Source organism: Stappia sp. ICDLI1TA098 (genome assembly GCF_054880955.1).
Genome location: NZ_JBTZBT010000001.1, coordinates 1176544 through 1202285 on the forward strand (window position 1 = coordinate 1176544; position 25742 = coordinate 1202285).

Annotated in this window: 30 protein-coding genes; 10 read left to right on the forward strand and 20 right to left on the reverse strand. The window is 65.1% G+C overall.

All coding sequences use genetic code 11. The annotated features are described in order from the left end of the window. Positions 1-123: 123 nt before the first annotated feature. From ACSLUQ_RS05315 to ACSLUQ_RS05340, 6 genes are all read right to left on the reverse strand, one after another. Positions 124-429, reverse strand: a complete 306-nt coding sequence (locus tag ACSLUQ_RS05315; RefSeq protein ID WP_417774160.1) for a hypothetical protein — start codon at positions 427-429, stop codon at positions 124-126. A gap of 6 nt (positions 430-435) precedes the next feature. Further along, on the reverse strand, positions 436-714 hold the full coding sequence (locus ACSLUQ_RS05320; RefSeq protein WP_417774159.1) for a hypothetical protein: 279 nt from the start codon (positions 712-714) through the stop codon (positions 436-438). A gap of 59 nt (positions 715-773) precedes the next feature. Then, positions 774-1028 (reverse strand): DUF1488 family protein, encoded by a 255-nt coding sequence (locus tag ACSLUQ_RS05325; protein WP_461807891.1) that lies wholly within the window; start codon positions 1026-1028, stop codon positions 774-776. A gap of 143 nt (positions 1029-1171) precedes the next feature. Beyond that, positions 1172-1321 (reverse strand): hypothetical protein, encoded by a 150-nt coding sequence (locus ACSLUQ_RS05330; protein ID WP_417774158.1) that lies wholly within the window; start codon positions 1319-1321, stop codon positions 1172-1174. Between the two features lie 28 nt (positions 1322-1349). After that, positions 1350-1568: a hypothetical protein gene (locus ACSLUQ_RS05335; protein WP_417774157.1), complete on the reverse strand. Its 219-nt coding sequence runs from the start codon at positions 1566-1568 to the stop codon at positions 1350-1352. A gap of 99 nt (positions 1569-1667) precedes the next feature. Then, the gene (locus ACSLUQ_RS05340; protein ID WP_417774156.1) at positions 1668-2060 is read right to left on the reverse strand and encodes a hypothetical protein; all 393 of its coding nucleotides are present in this window, start codon (positions 2058-2060) and stop codon (positions 1668-1670) included. 512 nt (positions 2061-2572) lie between these two features. Here ACSLUQ_RS05340 and ACSLUQ_RS05345 point away from each other — a divergent pair. Continuing rightward, the gene (locus ACSLUQ_RS05345; RefSeq protein ID WP_417774155.1) at positions 2573-2782 is read left to right on the forward strand and encodes a cold-shock protein; all 210 of its coding nucleotides are present in this window, start codon (positions 2573-2575) and stop codon (positions 2780-2782) included. Between the two features lie 340 nt (positions 2783-3122). After that, complete coding sequence (locus tag ACSLUQ_RS05350; RefSeq protein WP_417774154.1) at positions 3123-4151, forward strand: fatty acid desaturase; 1029 nt, start codon at positions 3123-3125, stop codon at positions 4149-4151. Here the strand turns inward: ACSLUQ_RS05350 and ACSLUQ_RS05355 are convergent. Continuing rightward, positions 4127-4945: an AraC family transcriptional regulator gene (locus ACSLUQ_RS05355; RefSeq protein WP_461807892.1), complete on the reverse strand. Its 819-nt coding sequence runs from the start codon at positions 4943-4945 to the stop codon at positions 4127-4129. The two genes, ACSLUQ_RS05350 and ACSLUQ_RS05355, sit on opposite strands and share 25 nt — an antisense overlap. Before the next feature lie 109 nt (positions 4946-5054). On the opposite strand from ACSLUQ_RS05355, the gene ACSLUQ_RS05360 reads away from it, so the two are divergent. Further along, complete coding sequence (locus ACSLUQ_RS05360) at positions 5055-5861, forward strand: sulfite exporter TauE/SafE family protein (RefSeq protein WP_461807893.1); 807 nt, start codon at positions 5055-5057, stop codon at positions 5859-5861. Between the two features lie 27 nt (positions 5862-5888). On the opposite strand, the gene ACSLUQ_RS05365 is transcribed toward ACSLUQ_RS05360, so the two are convergent. Continuing rightward, entirely contained in the window at positions 5889-6875 is a 987-nt protein-coding gene (locus tag ACSLUQ_RS05365; protein ID WP_417774151.1) for an alpha/beta hydrolase family protein, read from the reverse strand. A 303-nt stretch (positions 6876-7178) separates the two neighbouring features. Continuing rightward, positions 7179-8126: a DMT family transporter gene (locus ACSLUQ_RS05370; RefSeq protein ID WP_461807894.1), complete on the reverse strand. Its 948-nt coding sequence runs from the start codon at positions 8124-8126 to the stop codon at positions 7179-7181. Between the two features lie 84 nt (positions 8127-8210). Between ACSLUQ_RS05370 and ACSLUQ_RS05375 the strand changes: the two genes are divergently transcribed. The 3 genes from ACSLUQ_RS05375 to ACSLUQ_RS05385 are packed head-to-tail and all read left to right on the forward strand — an operon-like array spanning position 8211 to position 9381. Next, entirely contained in the window at positions 8211-8801 is a 591-nt protein-coding gene (locus ACSLUQ_RS05375) for a TetR family transcriptional regulator C-terminal domain-containing protein (protein ID WP_461807895.1), read from the forward strand. Positions 8802-8835: 34 nt separating this feature from the next. Continuing rightward, the gene (locus ACSLUQ_RS05380; protein ID WP_461807896.1) at positions 8836-9045 is read left to right on the forward strand and encodes a hypothetical protein; all 210 of its coding nucleotides are present in this window, start codon (positions 8836-8838) and stop codon (positions 9043-9045) included. Between the two features lie 15 nt (positions 9046-9060). Then, entirely contained in the window at positions 9061-9381 is a 321-nt protein-coding gene (locus tag ACSLUQ_RS05385; RefSeq protein ID WP_461807897.1) for a PhzF family phenazine biosynthesis protein, read from the forward strand. 71 nt (positions 9382-9452) lie between these two features. On the opposite strand, the gene pdxR is transcribed toward ACSLUQ_RS05385, so the two are convergent. The 4 genes from pdxR to ACSLUQ_RS05405 all read right to left on the reverse strand — a co-directional run bounded on the left by pdxR (position 9453) and on the right by ACSLUQ_RS05405 (position 13392). Continuing rightward, positions 9453-10892 carry a MocR-like pyridoxine biosynthesis transcription factor PdxR gene (pdxR, locus tag ACSLUQ_RS05390; protein WP_461807898.1) on the reverse strand — a complete coding sequence of 480 codons (1440 nt, stop codon included), beginning with the start codon at positions 10890-10892 and terminating at the stop codon, positions 9453-9455. 102 nt (positions 10893-10994) lie between these two features. Next, on the reverse strand, positions 10995-11774 hold the full coding sequence (locus ACSLUQ_RS05395) for a 2OG-Fe dioxygenase family protein (RefSeq protein ID WP_461807899.1): 780 nt from the start codon (positions 11772-11774) through the stop codon (positions 10995-10997). 125 nt (positions 11775-11899) lie between these two features. Then, positions 11900-12667, reverse strand: a complete 768-nt coding sequence (locus ACSLUQ_RS05400; RefSeq protein ID WP_461807900.1) for a sulfite exporter TauE/SafE family protein — start codon at positions 12665-12667, stop codon at positions 11900-11902. A gap of 47 nt (positions 12668-12714) precedes the next feature. After that, positions 12715-13392, reverse strand: coding sequence for an AraC family transcriptional regulator (locus ACSLUQ_RS05405; RefSeq protein WP_461807901.1), 678 nt, complete (start codon positions 13390-13392; stop codon positions 12715-12717). Between the two features lie 303 nt (positions 13393-13695). Between ACSLUQ_RS05405 and ACSLUQ_RS05410 the strand changes: the two genes are divergently transcribed. After that, a complete protein-coding gene (locus ACSLUQ_RS05410; RefSeq protein WP_461807902.1) occupies positions 13696-16410 on the forward strand; it encodes a cation-transporting P-type ATPase in 2715 nt (904 codons plus the stop codon). Positions 16411-16418: 8 nt separating this feature from the next. Here the strand turns inward: ACSLUQ_RS05410 and recQ are convergent, their stop codons facing one another. Continuing rightward, complete coding sequence (gene recQ / locus ACSLUQ_RS05415; RefSeq protein WP_461807903.1) at positions 16419-18269, reverse strand: DNA helicase RecQ; 1851 nt, start codon at positions 18267-18269, stop codon at positions 16419-16421. A 92-nt stretch (positions 18270-18361) separates the two neighbouring features. After that, positions 18362-19276 carry a LysR family transcriptional regulator gene (locus tag ACSLUQ_RS05420; protein ID WP_417774141.1) on the reverse strand — a complete coding sequence of 305 codons (915 nt, stop codon included), beginning with the start codon at positions 19274-19276 and terminating at the stop codon, positions 18362-18364. A 120-nt stretch (positions 19277-19396) separates the two neighbouring features. On the opposite strand from ACSLUQ_RS05420, the gene ACSLUQ_RS05425 reads away from it, so the two are divergent. Together ACSLUQ_RS05425 and ACSLUQ_RS05430 are read left to right on the forward strand one after the other, a co-directional pair. Next, a complete protein-coding gene (locus ACSLUQ_RS05425) occupies positions 19397-19942 on the forward strand; it encodes a carboxymuconolactone decarboxylase family protein (protein ID WP_461807904.1) in 546 nt (181 codons plus the stop codon). Positions 19943-20010: 68 nt separating this feature from the next. After that, on the forward strand, positions 20011-20640 hold the full coding sequence (locus ACSLUQ_RS05430; protein WP_461807905.1) for a pyridoxamine 5'-phosphate oxidase family protein: 630 nt from the start codon (positions 20011-20013) through the stop codon (positions 20638-20640). A gap of 52 nt (positions 20641-20692) precedes the next feature. Here ACSLUQ_RS05430 and ACSLUQ_RS05435 read toward each other — a convergent pair whose 3' ends face one another. From ACSLUQ_RS05435 to ACSLUQ_RS05455, 5 genes are all read right to left on the reverse strand, one after another. Continuing rightward, positions 20693-21454, reverse strand: a complete 762-nt coding sequence (locus ACSLUQ_RS05435; protein ID WP_461807906.1) for a hydroxypyruvate isomerase family protein — start codon at positions 21452-21454, stop codon at positions 20693-20695. After that, positions 21454-22104 (reverse strand): 3-oxo-tetronate 4-phosphate decarboxylase, encoded by a 651-nt coding sequence (gene otnC, locus ACSLUQ_RS05440; protein WP_461807907.1) that lies wholly within the window; start codon positions 22102-22104, stop codon positions 21454-21456. Before otnC ends, ACSLUQ_RS05435 begins: the two co-directional genes overlap by 1 nt. Further along, on the reverse strand, positions 22101-23372 hold the full coding sequence (gene otnK, locus ACSLUQ_RS05445; RefSeq protein ID WP_461807908.1) for a 3-oxo-tetronate kinase: 1272 nt from the start codon (positions 23370-23372) through the stop codon (positions 22101-22103). The genes otnC and otnK overlap by 4 nt, the downstream gene beginning before the upstream one ends. A 97-nt stretch (positions 23373-23469) precedes the next feature. Next, entirely contained in the window at positions 23470-24369 is a 900-nt protein-coding gene (gene ltnD, locus ACSLUQ_RS05450) for an L-threonate dehydrogenase (RefSeq protein ID WP_417774135.1), read from the reverse strand. Positions 24370-24586: 217 nt separating this feature from the next. Next, entirely contained in the window at positions 24587-24859 is a 273-nt protein-coding gene (locus ACSLUQ_RS05455; protein ID WP_417774134.1) for a PilZ domain-containing protein, read from the reverse strand. Between the two features lie 251 nt (positions 24860-25110). Between ACSLUQ_RS05455 and ACSLUQ_RS05460 the strand changes: the two genes are divergently transcribed. Next, positions 25111-25686 (forward strand): NnrU family protein, encoded by a 576-nt coding sequence (locus tag ACSLUQ_RS05460; RefSeq protein WP_461807909.1) that lies wholly within the window; start codon positions 25111-25113, stop codon positions 25684-25686. Positions 25687-25742: the final 56 nt, after the last annotated feature.

The window sequence follows — 25742 nt, forward strand, 5'->3', positions numbered from 1 at the left end:
TGCGACAGATTGGCTGAGGTGTTGAGTCCGCGTCTCCTGCAGTGGTGCGCGCAGGGCGCGGGCTTTGGGAGTGGGGGCTCGCAGATCGTCCGGCGCTCGCTGCAGCCGGCAGCAGTCACTCAGTCAGTGTCGCCATTCCGAGGCCAAGGGCAGATCTCCGACCACGTCGACATGCGCGGCATCACTGGCGGCAGGTAGGCGTGTTTCGGAGAAACGGATGCGGAGCAGTCGGCCGTCATCCGTCAGCAGGTGCAGGTCCTTGCGGCCGAATACCTGTCGCAGGGTGACGGAATCCATCCGGATGTCGCCGCTGCCAACGACTTCGCCCGGCTTGCGCAGGAAACCATCCAGATCGTAGTCCGCGCGCGCAAATATCTTGTTGCCGCATTTCAGAACGCCGCTTCCTTGAAGTCCGCCAAGATGACGCATGATCCATTACTCCTCGACGGTCCGACACAGGAGCGCATCCGCATCCTGCGCTGCCGCCAGTTCCTCCGGGTCGATTTCAACCGCCTCGCGCCGAACGCTCTGGACGGCAATCGCCGGAGTGTGCAGCATTGTTGCTACGCGACGGTAGGCAACAAAGGAAATCCCGGAGATCTCTTCCTCGTCTATTACCAAGCGGTAGGTTCCCGCCGGTTGCCGACCGTCCAAGGCGCTCAAAATGAACGATTGTCTGAACGTGACTTTTGTATCCGTGGTCCTGACATTCATGGCGGGGTCCAGTTCTTCCGGAGATCTGTGTTGATGGAAGTTCTTTGGACGAATTTTGATTAGTGGAAGTCTGATTTCGTCAAGACATATACATTCTTGCGGGCGCTTCCGTAGATTTTGCGCGCGACGTCATAGATCCTGGTGCGCGCCTCATCGAAGGCGGCCAGGTATTGCTCCTCGCCGGGCGAGGTGATGCTGAGCGCATCCGCTTCGACAAAGAACGGCACCTCGAACATGCCGTCATGGCCGGAGAAACGAACGCGCCGGCCGGCCTCGTCATAGCTGCGGCTTCTGTTTGGAAAATTGAGCGTCATGATCGAATGCCTTGTTGGTATCGGGAGGTGAGCTCCCAATGCGCCGCCGGTTGGCCGTCGTTCGCGGACTGGATGGGAGCGCCCGTTCCCTTTTGGCGACGGGGTGCCCCTCTTGGCGCTTGGCGATGGGCCGCAGCGCGATCCTAGGCGCGGCTCTTTGCCTTGCTGTTCGGCTGCTTGCTGCTGACCGCCTCCTTGACCTGGGAGCCGAGCAGCGCCTCCACCTTCGCGGCCGCCTTCGGCTGCTTCGGCTTTCTCACTTCGCGGTTGCTTCGCTTCTGTCCTTTGGCCATTTCCAAACTCCGATTTCCGTTTGCGGCGTCACCCGGAATTGGGTCGTGCCGTCAGTTCCTCGATGCCGTCTTCGGTCGTTACGCGCTCGTGGCGCTCTTCGTCGTTGCGGATGCGGTATTGAGGCGAATTGTCTTCGTTCACCGGCATGATCGCGATGATGCGAAAGCCATCCCCTATCGAGGGAGAGAGGCCGAACCGGCTTTTCATCCGGACTGCCTGCCCGATGACGAAACGATGGTCTGTCATGTTCTACTCTCCGATGATGTCTTTGCGCGGCGGCCTGTTCACGATGGCCGCGGCGCGAGTTGATCCCCATCAGGCGGCGCGCGCGGTGGGGCGGCTTGCTCAGGCGGCAAGCGCGGCGGCGCAGCCCTCAGCCGCACGGCGGTTGGCTGATGCGTCGCCTGGCATGGTCGCCCAGCCGCCAGCCTCGACGAACTGACGTTGTTTGTAGGAGCCGTCGAGAGCCTTGAATTCGACAAGACGGGCGGTTGAGTCAGGGGCAGCATTGAACCGCTCGACGCAAATGAGTGCGGCCAGTTCCCCGCGTGCCGTGCTTCCCGCAGTCGACGCGAGTGTGCGCGAGGTGCCCGCCGTTACCCAGCCGCCCCAGCTAAAGCCGATGACCATTGTGGCAATCGCCGTGACGACGCACGCCCACACCAGCGTGGATTTCGCCGGATGGTAGTCGTTCCATCGCTGGCCGACGGATGGCCTTGTGTTGGCCTGTACTGGCATGATCCCGATCCCTTCTGGCTATTGTTCTGTTTATGTTCTTCAAAAGGTCGTCGCTGGCCGTTCTTGTCCCGCCCAGGTTTCTCTGTTCGGCGTGCGAAAACACTTGCCGTGCGATGCACGTGTTCCCCCGCTGCGTCGAAGGACGCCGTCGCGGTGGGGAGGAGCCGAATTTTCATGAAAGTTCTTTCTGGGCCCGTGCGCAGGGCGGGCTGATATCTTATATGGGCATGCGGGGGAGTAATTCATAGGCTTGCCGGGAAATATTTGTTCAGGAAAAGACATGTCCCGCGCTCTGTATGACAATTCCGCGCACCAAGTTTTTTACATCAACCCTTGTTTTGGTCGCCGGTACGATCTATGTGATAGAAATCGATCTTGTTTGTCGGACTTGGTTACCGCGCGAGCAATCGCGCTTATGGCGATGTTCCCTATCAAAATCGACTTGAATGCATAAAACCCGCGTTCGGCGCGGTACGCGTCGCGTACAGTGTCCGATTGAAAAGGAAATCGTCATGAATACTGGTACCGTCAAGTTCTTCAACGCCACCAAGGGCTTTGGTTTCATTCAGCCGGACGACGGCGCTGCGGACGTCTTCGTCCACATCTCGGCCGTCGAGCGCGCCGGCATGCGCACCATCGTCGAGGGCCAGAAGCTCAGCTACGAAGTCGTCAGGGACAACCGTTCGGGCAAGAGCGCCGCGGAAAACCTGCAGACCGTATAAGTTTCGTCTTCGACCCGCGCCCACTTCGGTGGTGCCGCGGGTCATTTGAGACGACTGGAAAGGTCGGGCCTTGCCCGGCCTTTTTCCTTATGAGCCCTGTCGGGAGGAGACCGGCGGCAGGGCTGAAGCCAAGACCCGGAGATGGGGCAGGCATGACCGAATGTGGCAGCGCGACGCTTTGACGGCGCGCGACGGCGATGAGACGCCCGGCCGCATACTGCCCTGAACAGGGGTGGCAGACAGCGTGATCCTGCGGGCCGATAGGTATCCGTGTTGCGTGGGATCGTTCGTTTGCGGGTGCTTTGCTTTTCTCCGAAACGGGTCCGCCTTCGGAGGCCTTGTGAAAACCAAAGATGCAGGCGCTGTCGCCATCGACCGCAAGGATCGCTCCTGGACGGCGATTCTAGCGGCCTACCGGCAACCTGACCCGATCCGTAGCACGGTCGAAATCGCCATAACGGCACTGTCTTTCGTCGCGCTGTGGGCGTTGACCGCGGTGGCCGTGGTCAACGGGGTCTGGTGGGGCCTTCTGCTGACGGTTCCCACGGCGGGCTTTCTTGTCCGCCTCTTCATCCTGCAGCATGACTGCGGCCATGGCGCGCTGTTCGCTCGCCGTGGCCTCAACGACTGGACCGGGCGCGTGATCGGTGTCTTCACCCTCACGCCCTATGACTACTGGCGCCGTACGCATGCCGTCCATCACGCGACGGCGGGTAATCTCGACAAGCGCGGCATCGGCGACGTGGCGACGCTGACAGTCAAGGAATACCTTGCGCTCTCCACTTGGGGGCGTCTGCGATACCGGCTCTATCGCCATCCAATTGTGATGTTCGGTCTCGGGCCGGCATGGCTTTTCATCTGCCAGTACAGAGTGCCGCTCGGCCTGATGCGGGCCGGAGTCCAGCCGTGGGCCTCGACGATCGCCACCAATATAGGCGCTGCCCTTCCGGTTGCCGCCCTGATGTGGCTGATGGGTGTCGGGCCCTTTCTCATGGTGCAGCTTCCGATCACGCTGATGGCTGCCACTGCCGGTGTCTGGCTTTTCTACATCCAGCACCAGTTCGAGGACACGCAGTGGTCGGACAACGAGGATTGGAACTTCCAGGATGCGGCGTTGCACGGCAGCTCGCACTATGACCTTCCCGTCGTGCTGCGCTGGTTCACCGGAAACATCGGAATTCACCACGTCCATCATCTCGCGGCGAAAGTGCCATTCTATCGTCTGCCCGAGGTGCTGCGGGATCATCCGGACCTGCACGACATGAGCCGTATAACCTTCCGCCAGAGCTTGCGTTGCGTGAAACTCGTGCTGTGGGATGAGAACTCCAGGCGTCTCGTTTCGTTTCAGGATGTTCGGGCTGCTGCCTGAGGCCGGTACGGATCGGTACGCGGGGCGACGTCCTGGCGAACAAAGCGGGTTGGGGGATCGCCAACGACGCGATGGAACATTGTCGAGAAGGCGCTCGGGCTTTCGTATCCCAGATCGAGCGCGACCTCGGTCACAGATGCTCCCGCCGACAGGCGCGGGATCGCGGCGAGCAGGCAGGCCTGTCGGCGCCAGACGCTGAACGACATTCCGGTTTCCTGACGGAAATGCCTCGAGAAAGTTCGGCGGCTTGTGTTGAGCCGGCGCGCCCATGCGTCCGGGGCGGCCTTCAGGTGCGGTTCACGCAGGAACTCCTTGCACAAGGCTGCGAGCGTGTCGTCCTGCGGAAGCGGTGCGAAGAGCGGAACCGATCTGGCTTCCCTGATCTCATGAAGGACCAAGGCCAGCAGGACGCCGTCGCGGCCGGTTTCGTCGTAGAGCGGCGGGATGTCTGCGGTGGCCAGCAGAAGCTGGTGGAGCAGGGGGCTGACGACCAGCACCTCGCAGCGACGCGCTGGCCGGGGAGCGTCCGCAGGCTCGACATAGAGAGAGCGCGTGCTTGCATCGATCATGTGCACGCGGTGCGGCTGGCCGGCCGGGATCCACACGCCCGCATGGGTCGGCACCACCCAGGCGCCATCCGGTGTTTCCACCTCCATCAATCCCGTCGCGCTGTAGAGAAGCTGTGCCCGCCGATGACGATGCGTTTCCAGCAGCGTGCCGGGGGCGTGGTCGGTGGCGATTGGCAGGACCGCACGTGGCGTGCGATCCACCGTTTCCAGTGAGATATTGCGCATTGCGTTCCCGATTGGCCGGAACTCGATGATCCTTGGCCAGTCTACGAAAGACGGCCAACGCGGGCGAGTCTAGGAAAGACGCCAGTATGAACGACGCTGGCGGTTCGACATGTATCTTCTTCTTCTCGCATCCGGGGTGATTGCCGGGGTTACGACCTTGCTGTTCGGTTTTGGCGGCGGGTTCATCGTCGTGCCGCTCGTCTACGCGATGTTGACAGCCGGTGCGCTTGGCGAGGCGATGCAGGCGGAGGCGATGCATGTGGCCGTTGCCACCTCGACCTGCGCGATGATCTTCGCCAGCTTGATGGGGACGCTCAGACACAACCGGAAGGGCACGATCGACTGGGCACAGGTCCGCCCCTTGATCATTCCCATTTGCATTGGCGCGGCGGCCGGGGCCCGGGTGGCGATGTCGCTGAGTGGCGACTGGGTGCGTTGGGTTTTCGTCGCCTATCTTGGTCTTACCATCCTCGACAGTCTCGCAAGGCCTGGCTTCATGGCGCGGCAGGGGGACGGCAAGGCGCCGCTTGGACCTTTGGCCGCGACCCTCTTCGGGGTTCCGATCGGGCTGGTCGCCGCGTTTCTCGGCGTGGGGGGAAGCGTGATGACCGTGCCGCTGATGCGCCGACGCGGCGCGAGCATGACCGGGGCGACGGCAATGGCCAGCCCGCTGTCGCTGCCGATGTCGATCGCCGGAACGGCGATCTATGTTCTGCTCGCCTGGGACCATGCCTCCGCCGCCAGCCTCGGCTATGCAGGATATGTCGACTTGCGGGCACTGCTGGCACTGACCGTCGGTTCGTGGGTGGGGATTTCGCTCGCTTCGCGCTTTGTTGGGCGTATCCCCGACCGTGTCCACACCCGCGTCTATCTGTTTCTGCTGGCGCTGGTCACGCTCGTGATGATCCTCGTTTGAAGATGAAAGCCGCTCGCACGGATGAGATCACATGCGGCTTGCCGCTTCGCGTGAGCCGATGATCCGACCGGGGGCGTCCTCGGGTATCCGTCCAGTTCGCAGCCAGGCGAGCGCCAGCGGCCAGAGGCTCGCCCGGAAGCGGTCGTGGAAGAAGGCGAAATGCCCGATCCTGTCCGCGCCGATGTCGGAGGGCGCGATGCGCAGATGCGTGCGCGGGCTGTTGACGAAATAGCCGAGTAGCCGGTCGATTGCCTCCGTCGTGCCATGGGAGTCGTCGGCAATGCCGATGGCCAGCGTCGGCGCGCGCACCTGCGCGAAGCGGCGTTTGAGGGCCAGCCCCTCGGGTTCTCCATTGATGCTTCTGCCCGGGCGGACGGTGTCCTCGAAGCGGGCCTTCATACGGCTCCAGTCGCGCACCACGCCGGCGGGCGTATCCTCGAGCCAGCCGAGGCGTTTGCCGGGGAAGTAACCAAGCAGCCACGTCAGCGCCGGCATGAAGACATGCCATTTCACGAACATGCGTTTTCGGTCAGCCACGCCATAGTCGCGCCAATAGGCGAACTGGGCGCCAACCGTGAGAATGCTGCGGATGCCGGAATTGGAGGGCGCGAGCCCGACAGCGAAGCCGCCGATCGAATGTGCGACCACCTGGACCGGCTGGCCCGGAAAAGTCGCGGCGGCGAAGCGCAGCGCAGCCTCCAGATCGTGTTCACCCCAGTCGACCCAGTCCGCCTGAAAGGTGCGCATCGCCGCCGGACGCGACTCACCGATGCCGCGATAGTCGAAGGTCAGGACATCGAAGCCGTTCGCGAACAGATAGTCGGCGAAACGCGAATAGTAGCGGCAGCGAACCGAGGTGGCGGCGGTGATCACCACGACCGGACGGACGGCGCAGTCGCCCGCATGCTTCCAGAGAAACCCTCCGAGCGTGATGTTCCCGTCCGCGGCGGCGACCCGAAAGGCTTCTCCCGCCCGCAAGGGCGCATCCTCGAAATCCGCGTGAACCGAGCGCATTCGACCTCCGTCATTCCTGCTTCACCCAGCGGGCCGGTGCCTGCGCCGCCCCGTGCGAGGATCCGAAACCCCATGGCTGCTTGTCCAATGACGAAGTTTCAAAAGGGTCTCAAGCCTTCTCACTTGTTCGGGGCCTGGAAAGGCGGGCTACTCCCCCTCGACACTTCGCGCGTCTGACGAAGGAAACGGAGGTATTGGGCAATGAAGGCCTTCGTCCTCGTTGTGCTTCTCGATTTGCTGAGCGGCCATTGTCCGGACAAGAAAACGGCGGCTGCGCGCGCTTCGGCCGGCCCCTAGGCGCGGCTAGCGGTTGCGAAGCGTGGCGGGGCCGTTGTCCCGACGATCGGTGGCAGGCGGTCCGGCGCGCGTGCGGACTGCGCCTTGCCGGTCGCCGGGTTCGGCTGGCGGCGGGTGTTGCCGCCGCAGTGCCGGCCACAGGTACCAGGCCACGGAGCCGAGCACGATCGCTCCGCCGAGAAGGGTCCCGGCGCCCGGGTATTCAGAAAAGGCGATCCATACCCATACCGGACCGAAGACGACGTCAAGCAGGCAGATCATCGCCGCTTCGGCGGAGGCAAGTCGGCGGCTGCCCATCAGAAACAGCAGGAATGCAAGCGCCGTTGTGAAGACACCGAGACCCAGCGTCAAAAGGAGGTCCCGTGCTCCGGGAATCTCGCCGGATGTCATCGGCAATGTGGCGAGGGCGCAGAGCGCGGAACCGGCGGCGTTGATCAGGGCGATATCGGTGCGCGGAAATTTGCGGGCGACGAGGAGCAGTGCTGCGAAACAGAGGGTCATGGCGACTGCGAGCGCGGTCCCCGGCAGGCTGGATGAGTGGAGTGCCGTGCCGGCGACGCAGACGACGCCGGCAAGGGACGCGCTGCTGGCGATCAGGGCGCGGCGGTGGATTTGCTCGCGCGACACCAGCCAGGCGAGCCCGGCGCTCATGAAAGGCAGCGTGGCGTAGATGACCAGAACATTGGCGACCGTTGTCAGCCTCAGCGCGGCGACATAGCCGAACATGGCGAGCGCTGCTAGCACCGCGCCAAGGAGCCCCGGCAGGCCGAATGCCCTTGGACCCCGGCGGCGGGCAACGGCGAAGACCGCCAGGCACAGGCTCGCGAAGACGGAGCGCCAGAAGATCAGATCCCAGACGGGCAGGTCCGTGGCGCGAACAAAGAGGCCGGCAAGGCTCCACATGAGGGTGCCTGTCGTAACCAGGAGCAGGCCCTTTGTGCGGTGGCGATCCATTTGATCCTCACGATTTCGCTCTAAGACGACCGGTCTACTTTGTTGTGATTTGACACGCTAAGACGACCGGTCTATTTTTGTCAAATGACAAAACGGCGGAACACACGCGAGCTTCTGGTGGAGGAAGGGGTAACGGCCTTTCTGGCCAGAGGCTATGAAGGTGTCGGCATTCAGCAGATCCTGGCGGGGGTCGGGGTGCCGAAGGGATCTTTCTACAATCACTTCGCAAGCAAGGAGGATTTTGCGCGCGAGGTGATCGATGCCTATGAGCGTCGCTACGAGATTTTCGTTACCGACTGTTTCTCGGGAGACGCCGCGCCACTCGAACAGCTTCGCGACTATTTTGCGCGTCTCGAGGAGCAGATGCGCGACGCCGGAGCATCCGCCGGATGCCTCTATGGTGTTCTGTCGCAGACCAGCGCGCCGCATAGCGAGGTGCTGAGGGAATGCCTCAAGCAGGCGTTCGCCAGGTGGCGAGCCAATCTGATCAAGCTCCTGGAGGCGGCAAGGGCGGCCGGCGACTTGACCTTTGTGATGGATATCGGGTCGCTCGCCGATGCCATCATCGATTCCTATGAGGGCGCGCTGGTGCGGATGCGGGCCGAGGGAAGCATTGCACCCGTCTCCCGGTTTCGCGCGGTGACACTGGAACGGCTGCTCGGCGCCGCCGGCTGAACGGGCCGAAGCGGGCCCCGGCGCGGCGCGTGCGATGCTGTCTGAGGCCTTCTTTTCCGAACCTCAGGTTTCCTCACTGGCCCTTGCTGTTTTCGGACAACAGAGTGCGTGTTGGTTCAAGATCGTGGAGAGGAATTGCCGCAAGGATGTTCTTCAGGTGGACGCGTTCGCCCACCGGCCGCTCTTCGGCAATCCGGCTTCTGTGGTGTTCGACGCGGACGATATGAGCGGCGAGACCATGTAGAAAATCGCGCAGGAGGTGAACCTCTCTGAAACGGTCTTCCTCTGTCGTCCGCGCGATGGAGAGGCCGGCTGTCGCGCCAGGATCTTCGCGCCGGGCGAAGGGGACGGCGGAGGGGATCCTGTGTGCGGCTCGGGGAACGGTGCCATCGCTGCCTATGTTGCCCGTCATCTCGACAAGACCAAGACGGCGGGTGCCTACAGGGTCAAGCAGGGCATCGAGATCTGCCGCGACGGATCGATCCATCTTTCGTGGAAACGCCAGGGCAAAACGCTCGAGATCGAGGTGGGCGGGCAAGCCGTGACGGTGTTGCGCGGAGAACTTCTGCGTCAGGGGTGAGCACTGCATGCGGCCAGCCGAAGGGCGTTTTCGGCAGAATGTGCAGGCGATAGAGCGCGCCGGCGCGTGATTCAGGCAGGCATCGATCTGACGAGAAGCTCCACCGCCTGTTCGAGCCCGGTTTCATCGTGGGTGGCGAAGCCGAGCCGGAAGGCCTCCGGTGGATGCGAGGTGTCGAGCGTGAAGCGCGCGCCCGGAAGCAGGGAGAGGCCGAGGCTGCCTGCATTCGATGCCCAGCTCTCCGCACTGAGACCCGGGGCAAGGCGCAGCCAGATGGCAAGCCCGCCCGCCGGCAGACTGAACTCGGCATGATCCGAAAGCCTGGCTTTCAGCAACTCGGCGAGGTGGTTCCTGCGGGTGTGATAGATGCGACGCGTCTTGCGCGTATGCCGCCGAAGTGTACCGTCGGCGATGATCTCGCCGAGCGCGTGCTCCAGCGGCAGGTCTCCCTGCCGGTCGATGGCCTCGCGTCGGTCGGCCATTGCGCGCAGGATCGCCGGAGGCGCCAGCGCATAGCCGACGCGAATGCCTGGCGCGATAAGCTTCGACAAAGAGCCGATGTGCACGACGGCGACATCCGGCTCGCCGCGTGCGGCGAGCGGCAGCACCGGACGCCCCTCGAAGCGATATTCATGGTCGTAATCGTCCTCGATGACGACGAAGCGGAAGCGTCTGGCGAGTTCAAGCAGCCGCAACCTGCGCGCCATGCCCAGCGTCGTGGTCGTGGGATACTGGTGGTGCGGGGTCACATAGACGGCCTTGAGATGCCTTTCACATGAGGCCAGCCGCTCCAGAAAGTCGAGGTCGATGCCGCCTTCGTCCTGAGGGACGCCGACGATGCGGGCGCCTGCCGCGCGGAAGGCAGACCATGCCAGCGGATAACCCGGGATTTCCACGGCAATCGCCATGCCGGGGCCGGCAACGGTGCCGGCTGCCAGAAAAAGGGCCATCTGACTGCCGCGGGTGATCAGTATATCGCCGGGCGCGACCGCAAGGCCCCGTTCATCCTTGAGGTAGAAGGAGAGGGCCTCGCGCAGGAACGGCGCGCCGCGCGGGTCGCCATGGAGGTTGCCGGAAAGGAAGGACGGGGAAGTCAAGGCCCGGCGGAAGGCCTGTCCAAGCGGTATGGCCGGCGCGAGGCGCGGATCCGGGGCTCCGTCGGACAGGCTCAGAAGCGGTTTCGTCGCGCAGGCCGCTGTCGGTCCATGGGTGCCATCAGGGGGGACGACGTGCCGCTCGGTCGCGAAATCGGGCAGGTCGCGCGCCACGAAGGTGCCGCGCGACGGTCTGGTCGCGAGCCATCCCTGCATGATCAGCTCTTGATAGGCGGCGTCGACGGTGTTCCGGTTGAGCGACAAGGACTTCGACAGGGCACGGGTGCCAGGAAGCGGGTCTCCGGGCTTGAGGCGGCCTTTCTCGATCTCGGCAATGATCGAACGGGCCAGGGCCAGGAACACCGGCTCCCGGCCTTCCTGTCCTATCTCGATCGCCAGCGTCGCGCCCTTGCCCATCCGGCCTGTCCAATGTCGATGCCCGACCGAAAGTGAGCAGGCCGGTTATGGATCGCATACTCCCTGCCGCCTTGCCAGCGTCGTGCAGCGCCGGCGACCGTTTCAGGTGTTGCTCTGCGCGGGACGGAATGTGACGACGAGCATGTCACGCGAGGCTGGCAGGTCGGGATCGCGCCGGGCAACCGGCGTGGCGCCATGCACCAGACGGCGATCATCAAGCAAAACCGCCTCAAACGGCTGCCGCAGGGTGAAACGCGCAAGCGCCTCTCCTCCGGGCGTCTGGATCTCGCTCTCGCCACCCGTCACGTTGCGCCTGTCTACAAGCATCATGAAGACCCAGTCTACACCGTCCCGGTGCATGCCTTCCGGCGTCGGTTGGCCTGGCGTGGCCGCTTCCGCCTCGATGCGGAACTGGTGCACCTCGACCGTCCTTTCCCGTTCGCCTTCCGCCACCGAAATGACGCTGGCCATCGTTTGCAGGAGGCCGCGCAACAACGGGGAGAGGCCGTCTTCGTCCGTCACGGGGGCGAACCAGCGCTCGATGCCGCCGTTCAGCGGATTGTGGTCGCGGCTCTGGTAATGCGGCCGGTGGGGCAAACGCTCCGGGGAGCCGTTCATTGCGAAAACGGCAAAGCGGCGACGTCGGTATGTCCCGCCGTCGCCCATGTGGGAATCGCGCGGCAGGTCGCTCCAGCTCTCGGCGAAACGATTTCGGTCCTGCAGCGCATCGTCCGTGAGCAGGCTTTCCAACGTCCAGGCGGGGATCCTTGCAAATCCGTCCCGCGCCAGCTGCCTGCCAAGTTCCGATACCGTTCCTTCTGCGCCCGCCATGTGGTCGACACATGGTGCGTCCTGCGCACCGGCGATGCTGCGGCTTTCCAATGCCCGACACTCCGCAAGAGACTTCGATATCGCGAACCATATGAGTTTTCCGGCCCCGTTGAATGGGCCAGTTTTTTCAAGACTGCTGGGCCGGTTGGTCGTGGTTGTAAGGGCACGCGGAGCGGCTACAGCCAGAACCGATAGGCATAGGCGACGGTCATCACGCTTCCCGCGAGGATGACGACTGTGCGGATGATGGCGGCAGGCAGGATGCGGATCAGGTATCCGCCAAGATATCCGCCGACCAGCGCCCCCAGCAGCATGGGCCAGGTCACGGGCCACGAGACGGCACCATTGATCAGGAAGAATGCGTTCGCGAACAGGGCGGTAATGGTTGCAAGCAGGTTCTTCAGAACCTTGACCTTGCGAATGTCGTCCGGCTCGGACAGGGAAAGAAGCGCGGTCAGGATGATGCCGAGGCCGGCGCCGAAGAAGCCGCCGTAGACGGCAGCGGCCGCGAGGCCTGCCTTTTCCCGGGCCTGTCCCTCCGCTTTTCCCCGGCCGGCGCGAACGCTTGCCGCGGCAATTCGCGGAGCGAAGGCGAAGAGGGCGGTCGCGAGCCCGATCAGGGCCGGGACGGGGAGCACGAAAGCCTCCGCCGGTACGGCGAGCAGTAGACCGGCACCGGCGAGACCTCCCAGTCCCGAGAGCGTGAGCAGGGTCCAAAGATGCCTGTCGAACGGCGGGATGCTTCGCCAGTCGGCGAGCGCTGCGAGCAGGTGTCCGGGGGATACCGCGACCGCATTTGAGGCATTGGCCGTCACCGGTGGCAACCCGACGGCCATCAGCACCGGAAAGGTGATGAGCGTTGCGCCGCCGGCGACCGCGTTCACGATGCCTCCGACGACACCGACCGAGAGCAGGGCGAGGGTTACGAGATCGAGATGTTCCATGACCCGCTTTTAGGCGCGGTCGGGATGGCGGTCTGGTACGGCTGTGATCAGGACCGCGACTTTCTGTAGGCGCCCGGCGTGGTGCCGAATGTCCTGCGGAAATGCCTTCCCAGATGACTCTGGTCGACGAAGCCCAGTTCGGCGGCGACGCTGGCGGGATCTCCGCCGGCGCGCAGGGCGCGGCGGGCGTGGTTCAGCCGCGCTAGAAGCCTGTAGGTGTGGGGTGGAATGCCCGCCGTCTTCACGAATCTGCGGGTGAAATACTCGCGAGACAGCCCGAGGTTCCTGGCAATGTCGCCGATCGTGCCGGGGGTGCCGGTGAGACAGGCGCCGAAGCTTCGGTAGGCACCCGATCCGGTTGCGACACCGGCTTGCGGGACAGCCTGGCAAGCGGCTTGCCAATGTTCCAGGGTGCCGGCGAGAGAGCGGACCTGCGGTCCGAGATCGAGATCGCCGTAGAGGTTGACGCACCAGCCGTCCGGTCCGGTCGTTGTGCGAAACCGATGCAGCACCCCCGGCGGGATGTAGAGCCCCTGTCCGGGGGCAATGTCGAAGCTGCCATCCGGCGTCTCGAGGCACCTGCGGCCGGCGGTAACAAAGCTAAGCTGCGCGGTTTCGTGGAAATGAAGACGTATATCCGGGACGTCGGCGCTGCGGCAGCGCGCGATTTCGACGTTCTCCTGTCGTCGGTAAGCCCACATTCCGGTCCCGCTCCCTTTCGCCAATCACCCTATCCTAGGCGGGGCCTGCCGCAAGATCGAGCCTGCTCGGGGCGGGGATCGCGCATCGTTGCCGCATATCCGGCCAATGACCGCACGCAACGCCTGGGACCGAAAGTCGCAGACCCCGTTGTGCTCGTTTATATTCAATAAAATCAATGTATTACCTGGTCTTGATATTCGCGCATGGGTTGCTGTGACGGGCAGGGTAATTTATGCGCGCGGGTTTTGTGGTCTAGTGGCGGCAGCGCAGACGGGATCGGAAACAAGGGGCGGGAGGCCGAGAGTTCGGGGCTCCCCGGAGAGACGATGCAGACGGATCGGGACCATCAGTTTCACGCGCTCTCGGCGGAGGCGACGCTCAAGGCGGTCCAAAGCCGTGTCGAAGGCTTGAGGTCCGAGGAGGCCGCGCGCCGGCTGGACGAGTTCGGAGCAAACCAGCTTCCCGAGGGGCCGCGGCGCAGCGCATTGCTGCGCTTCCTCTCGCACTTTCACAACGTGCTGATCTACGTGCTCATCGGCGCTGCGGTGGTCACAGCCGCGCTGGGACACATGATCGACACCGGCGTGATCCTCGCGGTGGTGGTGGTGAACGCGGTGATCGGCTTCGTGCAGGAAGGTCGGGCCGAACAGGCGATGGAGGCAATCCGCGGCATGCTCGCGCCGCATTCCTCGGTGCTGCGCGAAGGGCGCCGGCACAATGTCGATGCCGCCGATCTTGTGCAGGGCGATATCGTTCTCGTCGAGGCGGGGGACCGGGTGCCGGCCGATCTGCGCCTGCTCGAGGCGAGGGGGCTCAAGGCGGAAGAGGCGATTCTCACGGGCGAATCCGTTCCTGTCGACAAGTCGGCACGCCCGGTCGCGTCGGACGCGGCGCTCGGAGACCGGACCTCTATGCTCTTCAGCGGCACCTTCGTGGCGACGGGAACGGGTAAGGGCGTTGTCACCGCGACCGGCGGGCGCACGCAGATCGGCCGGATCAGCGGCATGCTCAGTGACGTGGAAACGCTGACCACACCGCTTGTGCGACAGATGGATGTGTTCGCGCGCTGGCTGACGATCTTCATCCTGCTGGTGGCGGCAAGCCTGCTTCTCTATGGGTCGGTCGCGGGACGGATGCCGTTCGCCGAACTCTTCATGGCGGTGGTCGGACTTTCGGTCGCGGCGATCCCGGAAGGATTGCCGGCTGTCCTCACGATCACGCTGGCGGTCGGCGTCCAGTCGATGGCGCGGCGCAACGCCATCGTCCGCCGCCTGCCGGCAATCGAAACTCTCGGCTCGGTCTCGGTTATCTGCTCCGACAAGACGGGAACGCTCACCCGCAACGAGATGATGGCGGCGGCGCTTGCCACCTCCGGGCACGTCTTTTCCGTCGCCGGCGAGGGCTATGCGCCAAAGGGGGCGGTGCGGCTGGCGGAGGCAGAGGCTGATCCGGCCGAGCATTCGGTCCTGATCGAGTTCGCGCAGGTCGCCTGCCTGTGCAATGACGCGGTTTTGCGGGAAGAGGAAGACGGCTGGCGCGTCGAGGGCGACCCGATGGAAGGCGCGCTCATGGCGCTCGCCGGCAAGATCACCCGCACGGATGCAGCGGTTGTTGGCGACTGGTCGCGTGCCGACGTGATCCCCTTCGACGCGGCGCACCGCTACATGGCCGTGCTGCACCAGGGCAGTGGCGGGCGTGCCGCCATTCACGCCAAGGGCGCGCCCGAGACTTTGCTGGCTCTTTGCCGCGACCAGCGCGTGGACGGTGGCGGGGTCGAGCCGCTCGATCATGCTTATTGGTACGCGATGGTCGAGCAGCTTGCCTCGCAGGGGTTGCGCGTGCTCGCGGTGGCGCTGCGAGAGGTCGATGAGGAGCACGCGGGCCTGAAAGGCGCCGATCTGGACGGTCACCTGACGCTGATCGGTCTGATCGGGCTCATCGATCCGCCGCGTGCGGAAGCGGCGGAGGCCGTCGCCGAATGCCGCTCCGCCGGCATCCGGGTGAAGATGATCACCGGCGATCACGCCGCCACTGCGCGCGCCATCGGCGCACGGATCGGGCTGGAGAATTCCGTCCAGGTGCTGACCGGCGCAGACATTGAGGCGATGGACCAGGCGGCGCTCGCCGAAGCGGTTCTCGGGATCGATATCTTTGCCCGCACGTCGCCTGCCCACAAGCTGCGCCTCGTCACGGCGCTACAATCGCAGGGGCTGACCGTGGCGATGACCGGCGACGGGGTCAACGACGCGCCGGCGCTGAAGCGGGCTGACGCGGGCATCGCCATGGGGCGCAAGGGCAGCGAGGCCGCCAAGGAGGCGGCGGAACTGGTTCTGGCGGACGACAATTTCGTCTCGATCACCGCCGCCGTGCGCGAGGGACGAACCGTCTACGACAATATCAAGAAGGTGATCAGCTGGACGCTGCCGACCAATGCGGGAGAGGCCATGACCATCGTCGTGGCGCTGTTCGCGGGTCTGGCCCTGCCCATCACTGCCGTGCAGATCCTGTGGGTCAATCTCATTACGGCGGTAACGCTGGGGCTGGCGCTGGCATTCGAGCCGAGCGAGCCGGGCACCATGCGCCGGCCACCGCGCCCACGCGACGAGCCGCTGCTGAACGGGGCGCTGATCTGGCATGTGGCGCTGGTCTCGGTCCTGTTCCTGCTCGCGGTCTTCGGCATCTACGCCTATGCGACGGGGCGGAACCATTCGCCGGAGCTGGCGCGGACCATGGCGATGAACATGCTGGTGGTGCTGGAGATCTTCCACCTGTTCTTCATCCGCAACATTCACGGAACGTCGCTGACCTGGGCGGCGGCGCGCGGCACTCCGGTCGTCTGGGCTTGCGTGGCGGCTGTGACCACGGCGCAATTCGCGATCACCTATCTGCCGCCGTTGCAGGCCGTGTTCGGGACCGAGGCAGTGCCTTTCGCCGAGGGGCTTCTCATCGTCGCAGTCGGCGTCGTGTTCTTCATGCTGATCGAGGCGGAAAAGCAGATGCGCCTTGCCTTGGGGCCGACCGCGAGCGACCGCCGCCGCTAGCTGCCCGGCTATGCCGGGTGGGTGCGGATGACCTCCAGGAAGGCGTCACCGTAGCGTTCGAGCTTCGACTGACCGACGCCGGAAACGCCGAGCATGTCCTCGTGGCTTGCCGGGCGCTCCATCGCCAGGGCGACGAGTGTCGTGTCGGGAAAGACGACATAGGGCGGCACCGAGGCCTCCCGGGCAATGGACATGCGGGCGGCCCGAAGCGCCTCGAACAGCTCCAGGTCATCGCCTTCCAGCGCCGATTTTGCGCTTTCGGAGCGGGAGGACGACGCCTTGCCCTTTGTCGGCCTGTCCTTGCGAAAGAGAACCGGACGCTCGTGGCGAAAGACGGCGCGCGCCTCGGGCTCCAGGCGCAAGGCGCCGAAGGCGGCATGGTCAACGCTGACCAGGCCGGCGGCCAGCAACTGGCGGTAAACCGACTGCCAGGTCTTTGTCGGAATATCCTTTCCGACGCCGAAAACGGGCATGTCGGTATGGCCGAAACGGGTGGTCTTGTCGTTGACCTCGCCACGCAGGACGCTGATCAGGTGGCCTGTGCCGAAGCGCTCGCCGGTGCGATAGACGGCGGCCAGCGCCTTGATGGCGGCTTCGGTGCCATCCCATGTTTCCACCGGCTTGAGGCAGGTGTCGCAATTGCCGCAGTTGCCGGCATGCGTCTCGCCGAAATGGGCGAGGATTGCCTGGCGCCGGCAGCCGGGGGTCTCGCAGATGGCGAGCAATGCGTTCAGCTTGGCGCGCTCGACGCGCTTGACGTCGTCGCTGGAGGATCCGCCATCGATCATCCGACCGCGCTGGATGACATCGGCCATCCCGTAGGCCATCCAGACGTCGGAGGGCAGGCCGTCGCGCCCGGCGCGTCCGGTTTCCTGATAATAGGCCTCGACGGAGCCGGGCAGATCGAGATGCGCGACGTAGCGCACGTTCGGCTTGTCGATGCCCATGCCGAAGGCGACCGTGGCGACGAGGCAGAGCCCTTCTTCCTTCAGGAAGGCGTCCTGGTGGGCGTCGCGCATCGCCCGGTCCATGCCAGCATGATAGGCGTGCGCCCGGATCCCTTGGGCGTTCAGCCAGTCGGCGGTTTCCTCGACCTTGGCACGCGAGAGGCAGTAGACGATGCCGCTCGAGCCCTTGTGGCGCGAGAGAAAGCGCAGAAGCTGCTGGCGCGGCTGGTCACGCTCGACGATCTCATAGGCGATGTTGGGGCGGTCGAAGGACGTGGTGAACACCTCGGCCGAGCGCAGGGCCAGCCGATCGATGAGATCGTCGCGGGTGTGCGGATCGGCGGTCGCCGTCAGCGCCATACGCGGAACGCCGGGATAGCGTTCGGCGAGATGGCCGAGCTCCCGGTATTCGGGGCGGAAGTCATGCCCCCATTGCGACACGCAATGGGCCTCGTCGATGGCGAATAGCGCGATCCGGGACTGGCCGATCATGTCCTTGAAAGCCGGAGTGACGATGCGCTCCGGCGTGACATAGAGAAGGTCGAGCTCACCGGCGGCGAGCGCCTGGCGGACGTCGAGGAATTCCTCGCGGGTCAGCGAGGAGTTGAGCGCGGCGGCGCGCACGCCAAGCTGGCGCAGCGCCTCCACCTGGTCGCGCATCAGCGCGATCAGCGGCGAGACGACGATGCCGACGCCGGGGCGGCAGAGCGCGGGAATCTGGAAGCACAGCGACTTGCCGGCGCCTGTCGGGAACAACACGACGGCGTCGCCGCCGGCAATCACGCGCTCGACGACGGCTGCCTGCTTGCCCCGGAAGGCATCGTAGCCATAAACGCGGCTGAGGACGGCAAGCGGATCGGGCGCGGCTGGCGAGGCGGAACGGCTATCGGCGGTGTCTTGGACGTGCAGCATGGAATCGCTTTCGTGGAAAGGCGAGGGCAACGTGCCACACTTCCGCCCTCCGCCGCGAGCCCCTGTGGGCAAATGGCCGAAAGCGCTGCAATTCACCGGGGGGCGGGCGCGAGGGCGGCGATCTCCGCGCGCAACCTCGGGGCTGCGAAATCCAGGAAGTGGCGCATCTTGAGCGGCATCTGTCCGCGCGGCACGTGCACGAGGCTCACCGGAGAGGGGGGCGGCTCGAACTCGGCGAGCACGATCGCGAGCCTGCCGGCCTCTACTGATTCCGCCACCTGATAGTAGAACAGCCTGGCGAAACCGACGCCTGCCTCCGTCGCGTTGACGGCCGCCTGCGCCGTTGTCACGGACAGGCGGCGGCGCAGCGCGATCTCTGTGGCTGCGCCGGCCGAGCTTGCGTGGAACGACCAGTGAAGCGACGGGCCCTCGAAGGCGACGCCCGGCATTCCCGTCAGGTCTTCCGGTCGCCGGGGAACGCCATGGGCGGCAAGGAAGGCGGGACTTGCGCAGATGACGCTTCGGAGTGCACCGACACGGGTCGCGATCATGGCGCTGTCGGACAAGGCGCCTACCCGGACCGCCATGTCGACATGGTCGTCGAGCAGATGGATCGTGCGATCAGACAGAACCAGGCGGATGTCGATCTCGGGAAACAGCGAGAGAAATCGCGTCACTGTCGGCAGAACGTGGAGTTGGCCGAAGAGGATCGGCGCGGTGACAACGAGCTCCCCCTTCGGAGCGACGAACTCGCCCGCGGCTTCCCGTTCTGCCTCCTCGACCTGCTCGAGGATGCGGCGGGCGGCCGCGATATAGGAGACGCCGGCGTCCGTGAGCGTCAGCTTGCGTGTCGTGCGGATGAGGAGTTGTGTACCGAGAAGGGTCTCCAGCTCGGAGAGCTTGCGGCTGATCGTGGTCACGGGCACCCGCAGCGCCCGGCCGGCAGCCGACAGGCTGCCATGCTCGATCACCGCGAGCAGCAGGGACATGGCTTCGAAACGGTCCATTCGTCTTTCCGGAATCTGGCAAGATGATCGCCAAATCTAGTTGATTATCTCTTTGAGCGGGAGAGGGCATGTTCCCCTCAAGCGAGCCAGTCTCCGGCCGACCTGATCAAGGAGGACCTCATGCCCCGTATCGCCATCCCCATGCATGACGACCCGTCACACGCCTCTCGTCCAGTGTTGGACGCGATCCGAGACAATCTCGGCTTCGTACCGAACGTGTTTCGCCTCATCGCCAACAGTCCCGAGGTTCTGACCTGCTTTGCAGCCTTTCAGGCCGGGCTTGCCGGAACGCTCGGGGCGAAGACGCGCGCGCGGATCGCGCTCGCCGTCGCCCAGGTGAACGGCAGCGACTATTGCCTGTCCGCGCACAGTTATCTCGGGCTCAATCGGGCGGGGCTCAGCGCGGAGGAGATCAAGCTCAACCGTCATGGGGCTTCCGGCGACACCCGCGCCCATGCGGCCGTGGATTTTGCCGCGAAGGTGGCGCGAGAGCGCGGTCGCGTCAGCGGTATCGACATCGCCAGGGTGCGCGAGGCCGGCTTCTCTGATGCCGAGGTCGTCGAGATCGTCGCGCTGGTTGCCGAGAACGTCTTCACGAACTTCCTCAACGAGGTGGCGCGGACGGAGATCGACTTTCCCGTCGTCGCGGCCTGTGAGGCGGCATGATCGGCTCGAGGTCGGACGCCTGGCATTCCGGCCGCCGTCGTAGCGACACATGAGAAAGGAGAACGCTGATGGGACAAGGGTTTCTCGACATAGCCATCACACCCAGCGTTCGTGCCGCTCAGGCCGGTATGGGTAGCGAGGGGCTTTGGGAAAACGGGCGGGCGCGGCGCACAGGCGGGCGCCTGTCGGATACGGACGCGGCGTTCATCGAAAGCCGTGACAGCTTCTATATCGCCACGGTCTCGCAGACCGGTTGGCCCTATGTGCAACATCGCGGAGGACCGGTCGGCTTTCTCAACGTGCTGGATCCGGGCACGCTCGCCCTGGCCGACTATCGGGGCAACCGGCAGTATATCAGCCTTGGCAATCTCGCGGCCAACGACCGCGCCTGCCTGATCCTCGTCGACTACCCGCAGCGCGCGCGTCTCAAGATCTATGCGAGGGTCGAGACGGTGGCGATTGACGACAACCCCGAACTTCTGGCGCGTGTTCACATCGAGAGCGAACGGACACGACCGGAACGGATCTTCGTTTTGCGCGTCGAGGCGTTCGACTGGAATTGCCCGCAACACATCACGCCGCGCTTTACCCACGCGGACGTCGCCGAGGCGGTCCGCCCCCTCCAGCAGCGGTTGGCCGAGCTGGAAAGTGAAAACGCCAGGCTGCGAGCTATGGCGGGGGCGACCGAAAGCGACTGAGGCAAGCGACCCGCTCGCCGGCTCACCGTCTCGCTGCCGAGCCGTCGCCGGCTCAGCCGCGGGCTGTCAGCCAGCCAAGTGTCTCGTCGGTGGGACGTCCGGGCTTGTACTCGGCGCCGACCGGCGCGCGCCAGCCGATGCTCTCCAGCGTGCGGAACACGTGGCCATAGTCCAACTCGCCGTGGTCGGGCGCGCCCCGGTCGGGCACGGAGGCGATCTGCACGTGCCCGATGGAAGGAAGCAGGCGTGTCAGCCGGTTGGTGATGTCGCCTTCCATGAGCTGCACATGGTAGCAATCGAACATCAGGCGCAGGTTCGGCGCTCCGACCTCGGCGATGATCTCCAGCGCCTGGTCGGTGGTGGAGAGAAAATAGCCCGGCGCGTCGTAGCTGTTGAGCGGCTCGATCAGGATGGTGATGCCCAGCGGCGCCGCCTTCTCGCAGGCATAGGCGAGGTTGGCGCAATAGGCCCGGCGCGCATCATCGCCCTCGGCGAAGCCGGCCATGACATGGATGTTTGCGGTGCCGATGGCGCGGGCATAGGCGATCGCTTCATCGATGGCCGCGCGCGCCTCGTCCTCGCGACCGGGAAGGGCGGAGAGGCCGTTTTCGCCGGCCGGGACATCGCCGCGCCGGGTGTTGAGGCCGAGCATCGAAAGCCCCGTTTCGGTGAGCGCCGCTCCGACTTTCGCCGCCGGAACGTCGTAGGGCCAATGACACTCGACCGCATCGAAGCCGGCGGCTCGGGCGGCGCGAATGGCATCGGGGAGGATTCGGTCGGTCCACAGGAACCCGAGATTGGCTGAGAATTTCATCAGTCGTCCCACTCCACGTTGAATTCCGTCACAAGGGCCCGGACCTGGGCGTCGCTGAGCATGCGCGCGTCGTAGCCGCGCATCAGGATCGCCAGCCTCGCGGTGTCCTCGAGCTCCTCGATGGCGTTGCAGGCGGCCTCCACGTCCTTGCCCGCGACGACGGGGCCATGGTTTGCCAGCATCACCGCACTGCGCTTGCCGGCAAGCCCGCGCACCGCCTCGCCCATTGCCGGATCGCCCGGCAGGAAGAATGGCAGCAGCTTCACCTTGCCGAGCTTCATGATCGCGTATGGGGTGAGGGGAGGCAGGAAGTTGTCTTCGTCGGCCTCGGGCATCAGTGACCAGGCGACCGAGTGGCATGAATGGAGATGCACGACCGCTCCGGTGGCGCCACGTGTTTCGTAGAAGGCCGTGTGCAACGGCATCTCCTTGGTCGGCTTGTCGCCGCCGATCAACCGGCCGTCCGCATCGAAGCGCGATAGGCGCGCGGGATCGAGGCGACCGAAGGAGGTGCCGGTTGGAGACACAAGCAGCCCCCCGTCGGACGTGCGCGCCGAGATGTTGCCGGTCGATCCGCCGGTGAGCCCGCGGTCGAACAGCGACTTGGCCAGCAGGCACATGTCCTCGCGAAGCCTTGCGTCAGCGCTCATGCCCCGGCCTCGAGATTCGCGAGCGCGTCGGCGAAGAAGTTCTCCTTGCCGAAATTGCCGGATTTCAGCGTGATCGCAATTGCAGCGCCGCGGCTTTCGGCAAAGCACCAGGGCACGCCCGGTGCGATTTCCGCGCCGATCACCAGCCGGTCAACGCCGAGCGCCCTGGTGACCGCGCCGGAGGTCTCGCCGCCGGCAATTACGAAGCGGCGGGCACCGGCCTCGCGCGCGGCCACCGCGAGCGCGGCGAGGGCTTCCTCGACGATCTCGCCGGCACGGGCGACGCCGAGCTTCTGCTGGGCGGCACGAACCGCGTCTGGCTCCGCCGTTGCGTAGACGAGAGGGGCTTCCTCAAGCGGTTGCTTCGCGAGCCAGGCCAGAGCCGCGTCCGCACCGGTTTCGGCCAGCTCCAGGGGATCGAGCCGGAAGGACGGTGCGCGCTGCTCATAGGCTTTCACCTGGGCGCGCGTCATCGCCGAGCAGCTTCCCGACAGCACGACCGCCTTGGCCTCGAGCCTCGGTTGGGAGGGGCGGGCGAAGTCGCGGGACAGCACGCCGTCCTCCAGATAGAGGCGGGGCAGGGCCTCTGCCAGTGCGCTGCCGCCGGTCATCAGCGCCATGTCTCGGGCAGCCTCCGCGACGATGGCCAGATCCCCCTCGGCCAGCGCGTCGACCACCACATGGGCAACGCCTTCGCCGGCGAGCGATTTCAGCTCGTGGCGAAGGGCGGCGGCTCCCTTCGCCACGATCCTCCTGTCCGCGAGTCCGACGGGGCGGGTGACCTGCGGCGCCAACAGGCGCATCAGGTTGCTGTCGCGCATCGGTGTCAGCGGATGGTCCTTCATCGGACTTTCGGCGAGTGGCTCGCGACCGACAAAGAGATTGCCCATGAAGACGAAGCGGCCGTTTTCGGGAAATGCCGGACAGTAGATCGTCTGCGGCGTGTCGAGGTCCTTCATCAGCGCCTCGGCGACGGTGCCGATGTTGCCTTCCGGGGTGGAATCGAAGGTCGAGCAGTATTTCCAGAAGAAGCGCTTGGCGCCTGCCTGCTTCAGCCAGGCAAGTGCTGCGCGGCATTCGGCGATGGCCTCGTCCGCCGGCGATGTCCGGCATTTCAGCGCGATCACCTCGAAGGCGGCCGTATCCTCGGGCGGTGTTTCGGGAACGCCCATGCGCAGGCTCACCTTGACGCCGCTGCGGGCAAGGAGGCCGGCAAGGTCGGTGGCGCCGGTGAAATCGTCGGCGATGCAGCCCAGAACCGTGGTCATCGGGATCCGTGTCCTCAAGGATGGGCCCGGAAGCTTCCGACGCGGCGCGGCGCGCGCGCAAGACCGCCTGTCGGCCGGGCATGGAGAAGGGCGGAGGTCAGTCCGCGCCGGGAAGCCGTAGGCCGGAGGCCGCCGCGTAGACCTTGACCACCGCAGCGTCGTCCTCGTTGCCGAGGCCCATGTCGGCCGCGGCGCGGAAGCGGTCGAGCGCGGCACTGGTGACCGGCGCGTCGAAACCGGCCGAGCTGGCGATGTCGAGCACGATGCCGAGGTCCTTGGGCCAGATGTTCACCGAGCTCTTCGGATCGTAGTCGCCTTCGACGATGTGAGGAGCGCGGTTCTCCAGCATCCAGCTCGTGCCGGCGCATTTCGGGATCACGTCCAGGAAGGTCTCCGGCGTGATGCCCTGTGTCATGCCGAAGGCGACAGCCTCGGCCATGGCGGCGATGTGAACGCCGGCCAGGAGCTGGTTCACGGCCTTCATGGCGGAGCCGGCGCCGGCTTTGTCGCCCAGCTCGAACACGGTCTCGGAAATCGCGTCGAGAAAGGGACGGGCGGCGGCAAAGGCGTCGTGTGAGCCAGCCGCCATGATCGACAGCTTGCCGGCCGCAGCCTTCGCCGCGCCGCCCGAGATCGGTGCGTCGAGGTAGTGGACGCCATGCCCGGCGCAGCGCGTCGCCATCTCGCGGGCGAACTCGGGCGAGACCGTCGGGCAGGCGATAACGACGCTGCCGGGTTTCATCGATGGAACGAGCCCCGCATCGCCGAAGAGCACGGTTTCGGCCTGACGCGCGTTGAGAACGACGACAACAAGCGCGTCGAGCGTGTCGGCAAGAGGCGCAACCTCGCCTGCGGCTCCGCCCTCGTCCTGGAATCGGGCGACACGCCCGGCATCGACGTCGATGCCATGGGTGACGATACCCGCGCGTAGCAGCGATGCGGCGATGCCGTATCCCATCGAACCGAGGCCGACCACGGCCGTTTTCAGTGTCGTCATGAAATCCTCCCGGTTCCGCGCTGCCACCGTGTCGAGGCCTGGCGGCGCATGACGGTTGCGGCCGGTCGCGCGGCTCTCTCCCTTCACGTCCCTTACATCGCGGCAGGCGCGTCCGGCAAGCCGGCTGAGGCGGGATCTTGCGCTAGGGCTGCGAACGACAGGCGCGCGCTACGGCATGCGGCAGGGTGCCCGGCACGCGCAGGAGGTCGTTCTCGCGTCAGGTGGTGGGTTCGATCGGCTGCTCGAATTGCACGCCGAGTTCTGTTCCGGTCCGCCAGCGTACGACCGCGTGGACGTTGATGTCCTCGTTGACGATCTGCAGCAGGAACCGGTCGGGTACGCCGACGGTGCTTGGCAGCTTCAAAAGCGCCCCATCGTCGGACAAATTGCGAACCCTGCAGTCGAAGACACTGATCTGGTTGTCCAGAACGATCTTCCCGCTCTTCAGTGTCCGGTGGCGAGGGCTGCTGCGCCGGTCGATATTGCTCATGTCCAAGGTCCGCGCTTGAAGCGACAACCGGCACTAACTAAAACCGGTTGAACTTAACAATCCACCCCCTTGCGGCTGCAATAAGAACAATTCTTGGCATTTTGTGCAGTCGCGGCATTCCAGGCCCGACTGTGGCCGGCAGGCCTCGGTTTGCGACGGTTGCCGCGGTGCCGCAATAACCTTGACCCGCTTCCGGGCAACAGGCATTCCGTTGGCAGGGCATCCAGCCGAAAGCGAGAGGACCTGCAGTCATGAGCGTGTTGATCATCGGGTTGGTGGTGTTTCTGGGAATCCACCTTCTTCCCGCGTTTCCCGCGCGGCGGGACGCGCTGCGCGCGCGGTTCGGCGCCATGCCATACAAGCTTGGCTATTCGGTCATCGCGCTCGCGGGGCTTGTGCTCGTCATCTACGGCTACGGCCTGGCGCGGGCGCAGGGCCCGATCGTTGTCTATGATCCGCCATTCTGGCTGCGTCACCTGGTGATGCTGCTCATGCTTCCGGTCTTTGTGCTTCTGGCCGCCGCCGAAATGCCGGCGGGCCATATCAAGAAGCGGGTCAAGCATCCGATGATTCTCGCCGTCAAGATCTGGGCTTTGTCCCATCTGCTGGTCAACGGCGACGCCGCCTCCCTGCTGCTTTTCGGCGGATTTCTCGCCTGGGGTGTTATCGACCGGATCTCGCTGAAGCGGCGCGGCAACATTGGTGGCGGGGCGGCCACCATGGTTTCCGCCAAATGGGATGTGATCGCCATTGTGGTTGGCCTGACCATCTACGGGCTCTTCGTCGCCTTCCTGCACCAATGGCTGATCGGCGTGCCGATCATCTGATCGCCGCCGCGCTGCCGGGGGCGGCGCGCGCAGGCGCGCCTCTCCTGCCTCACTTG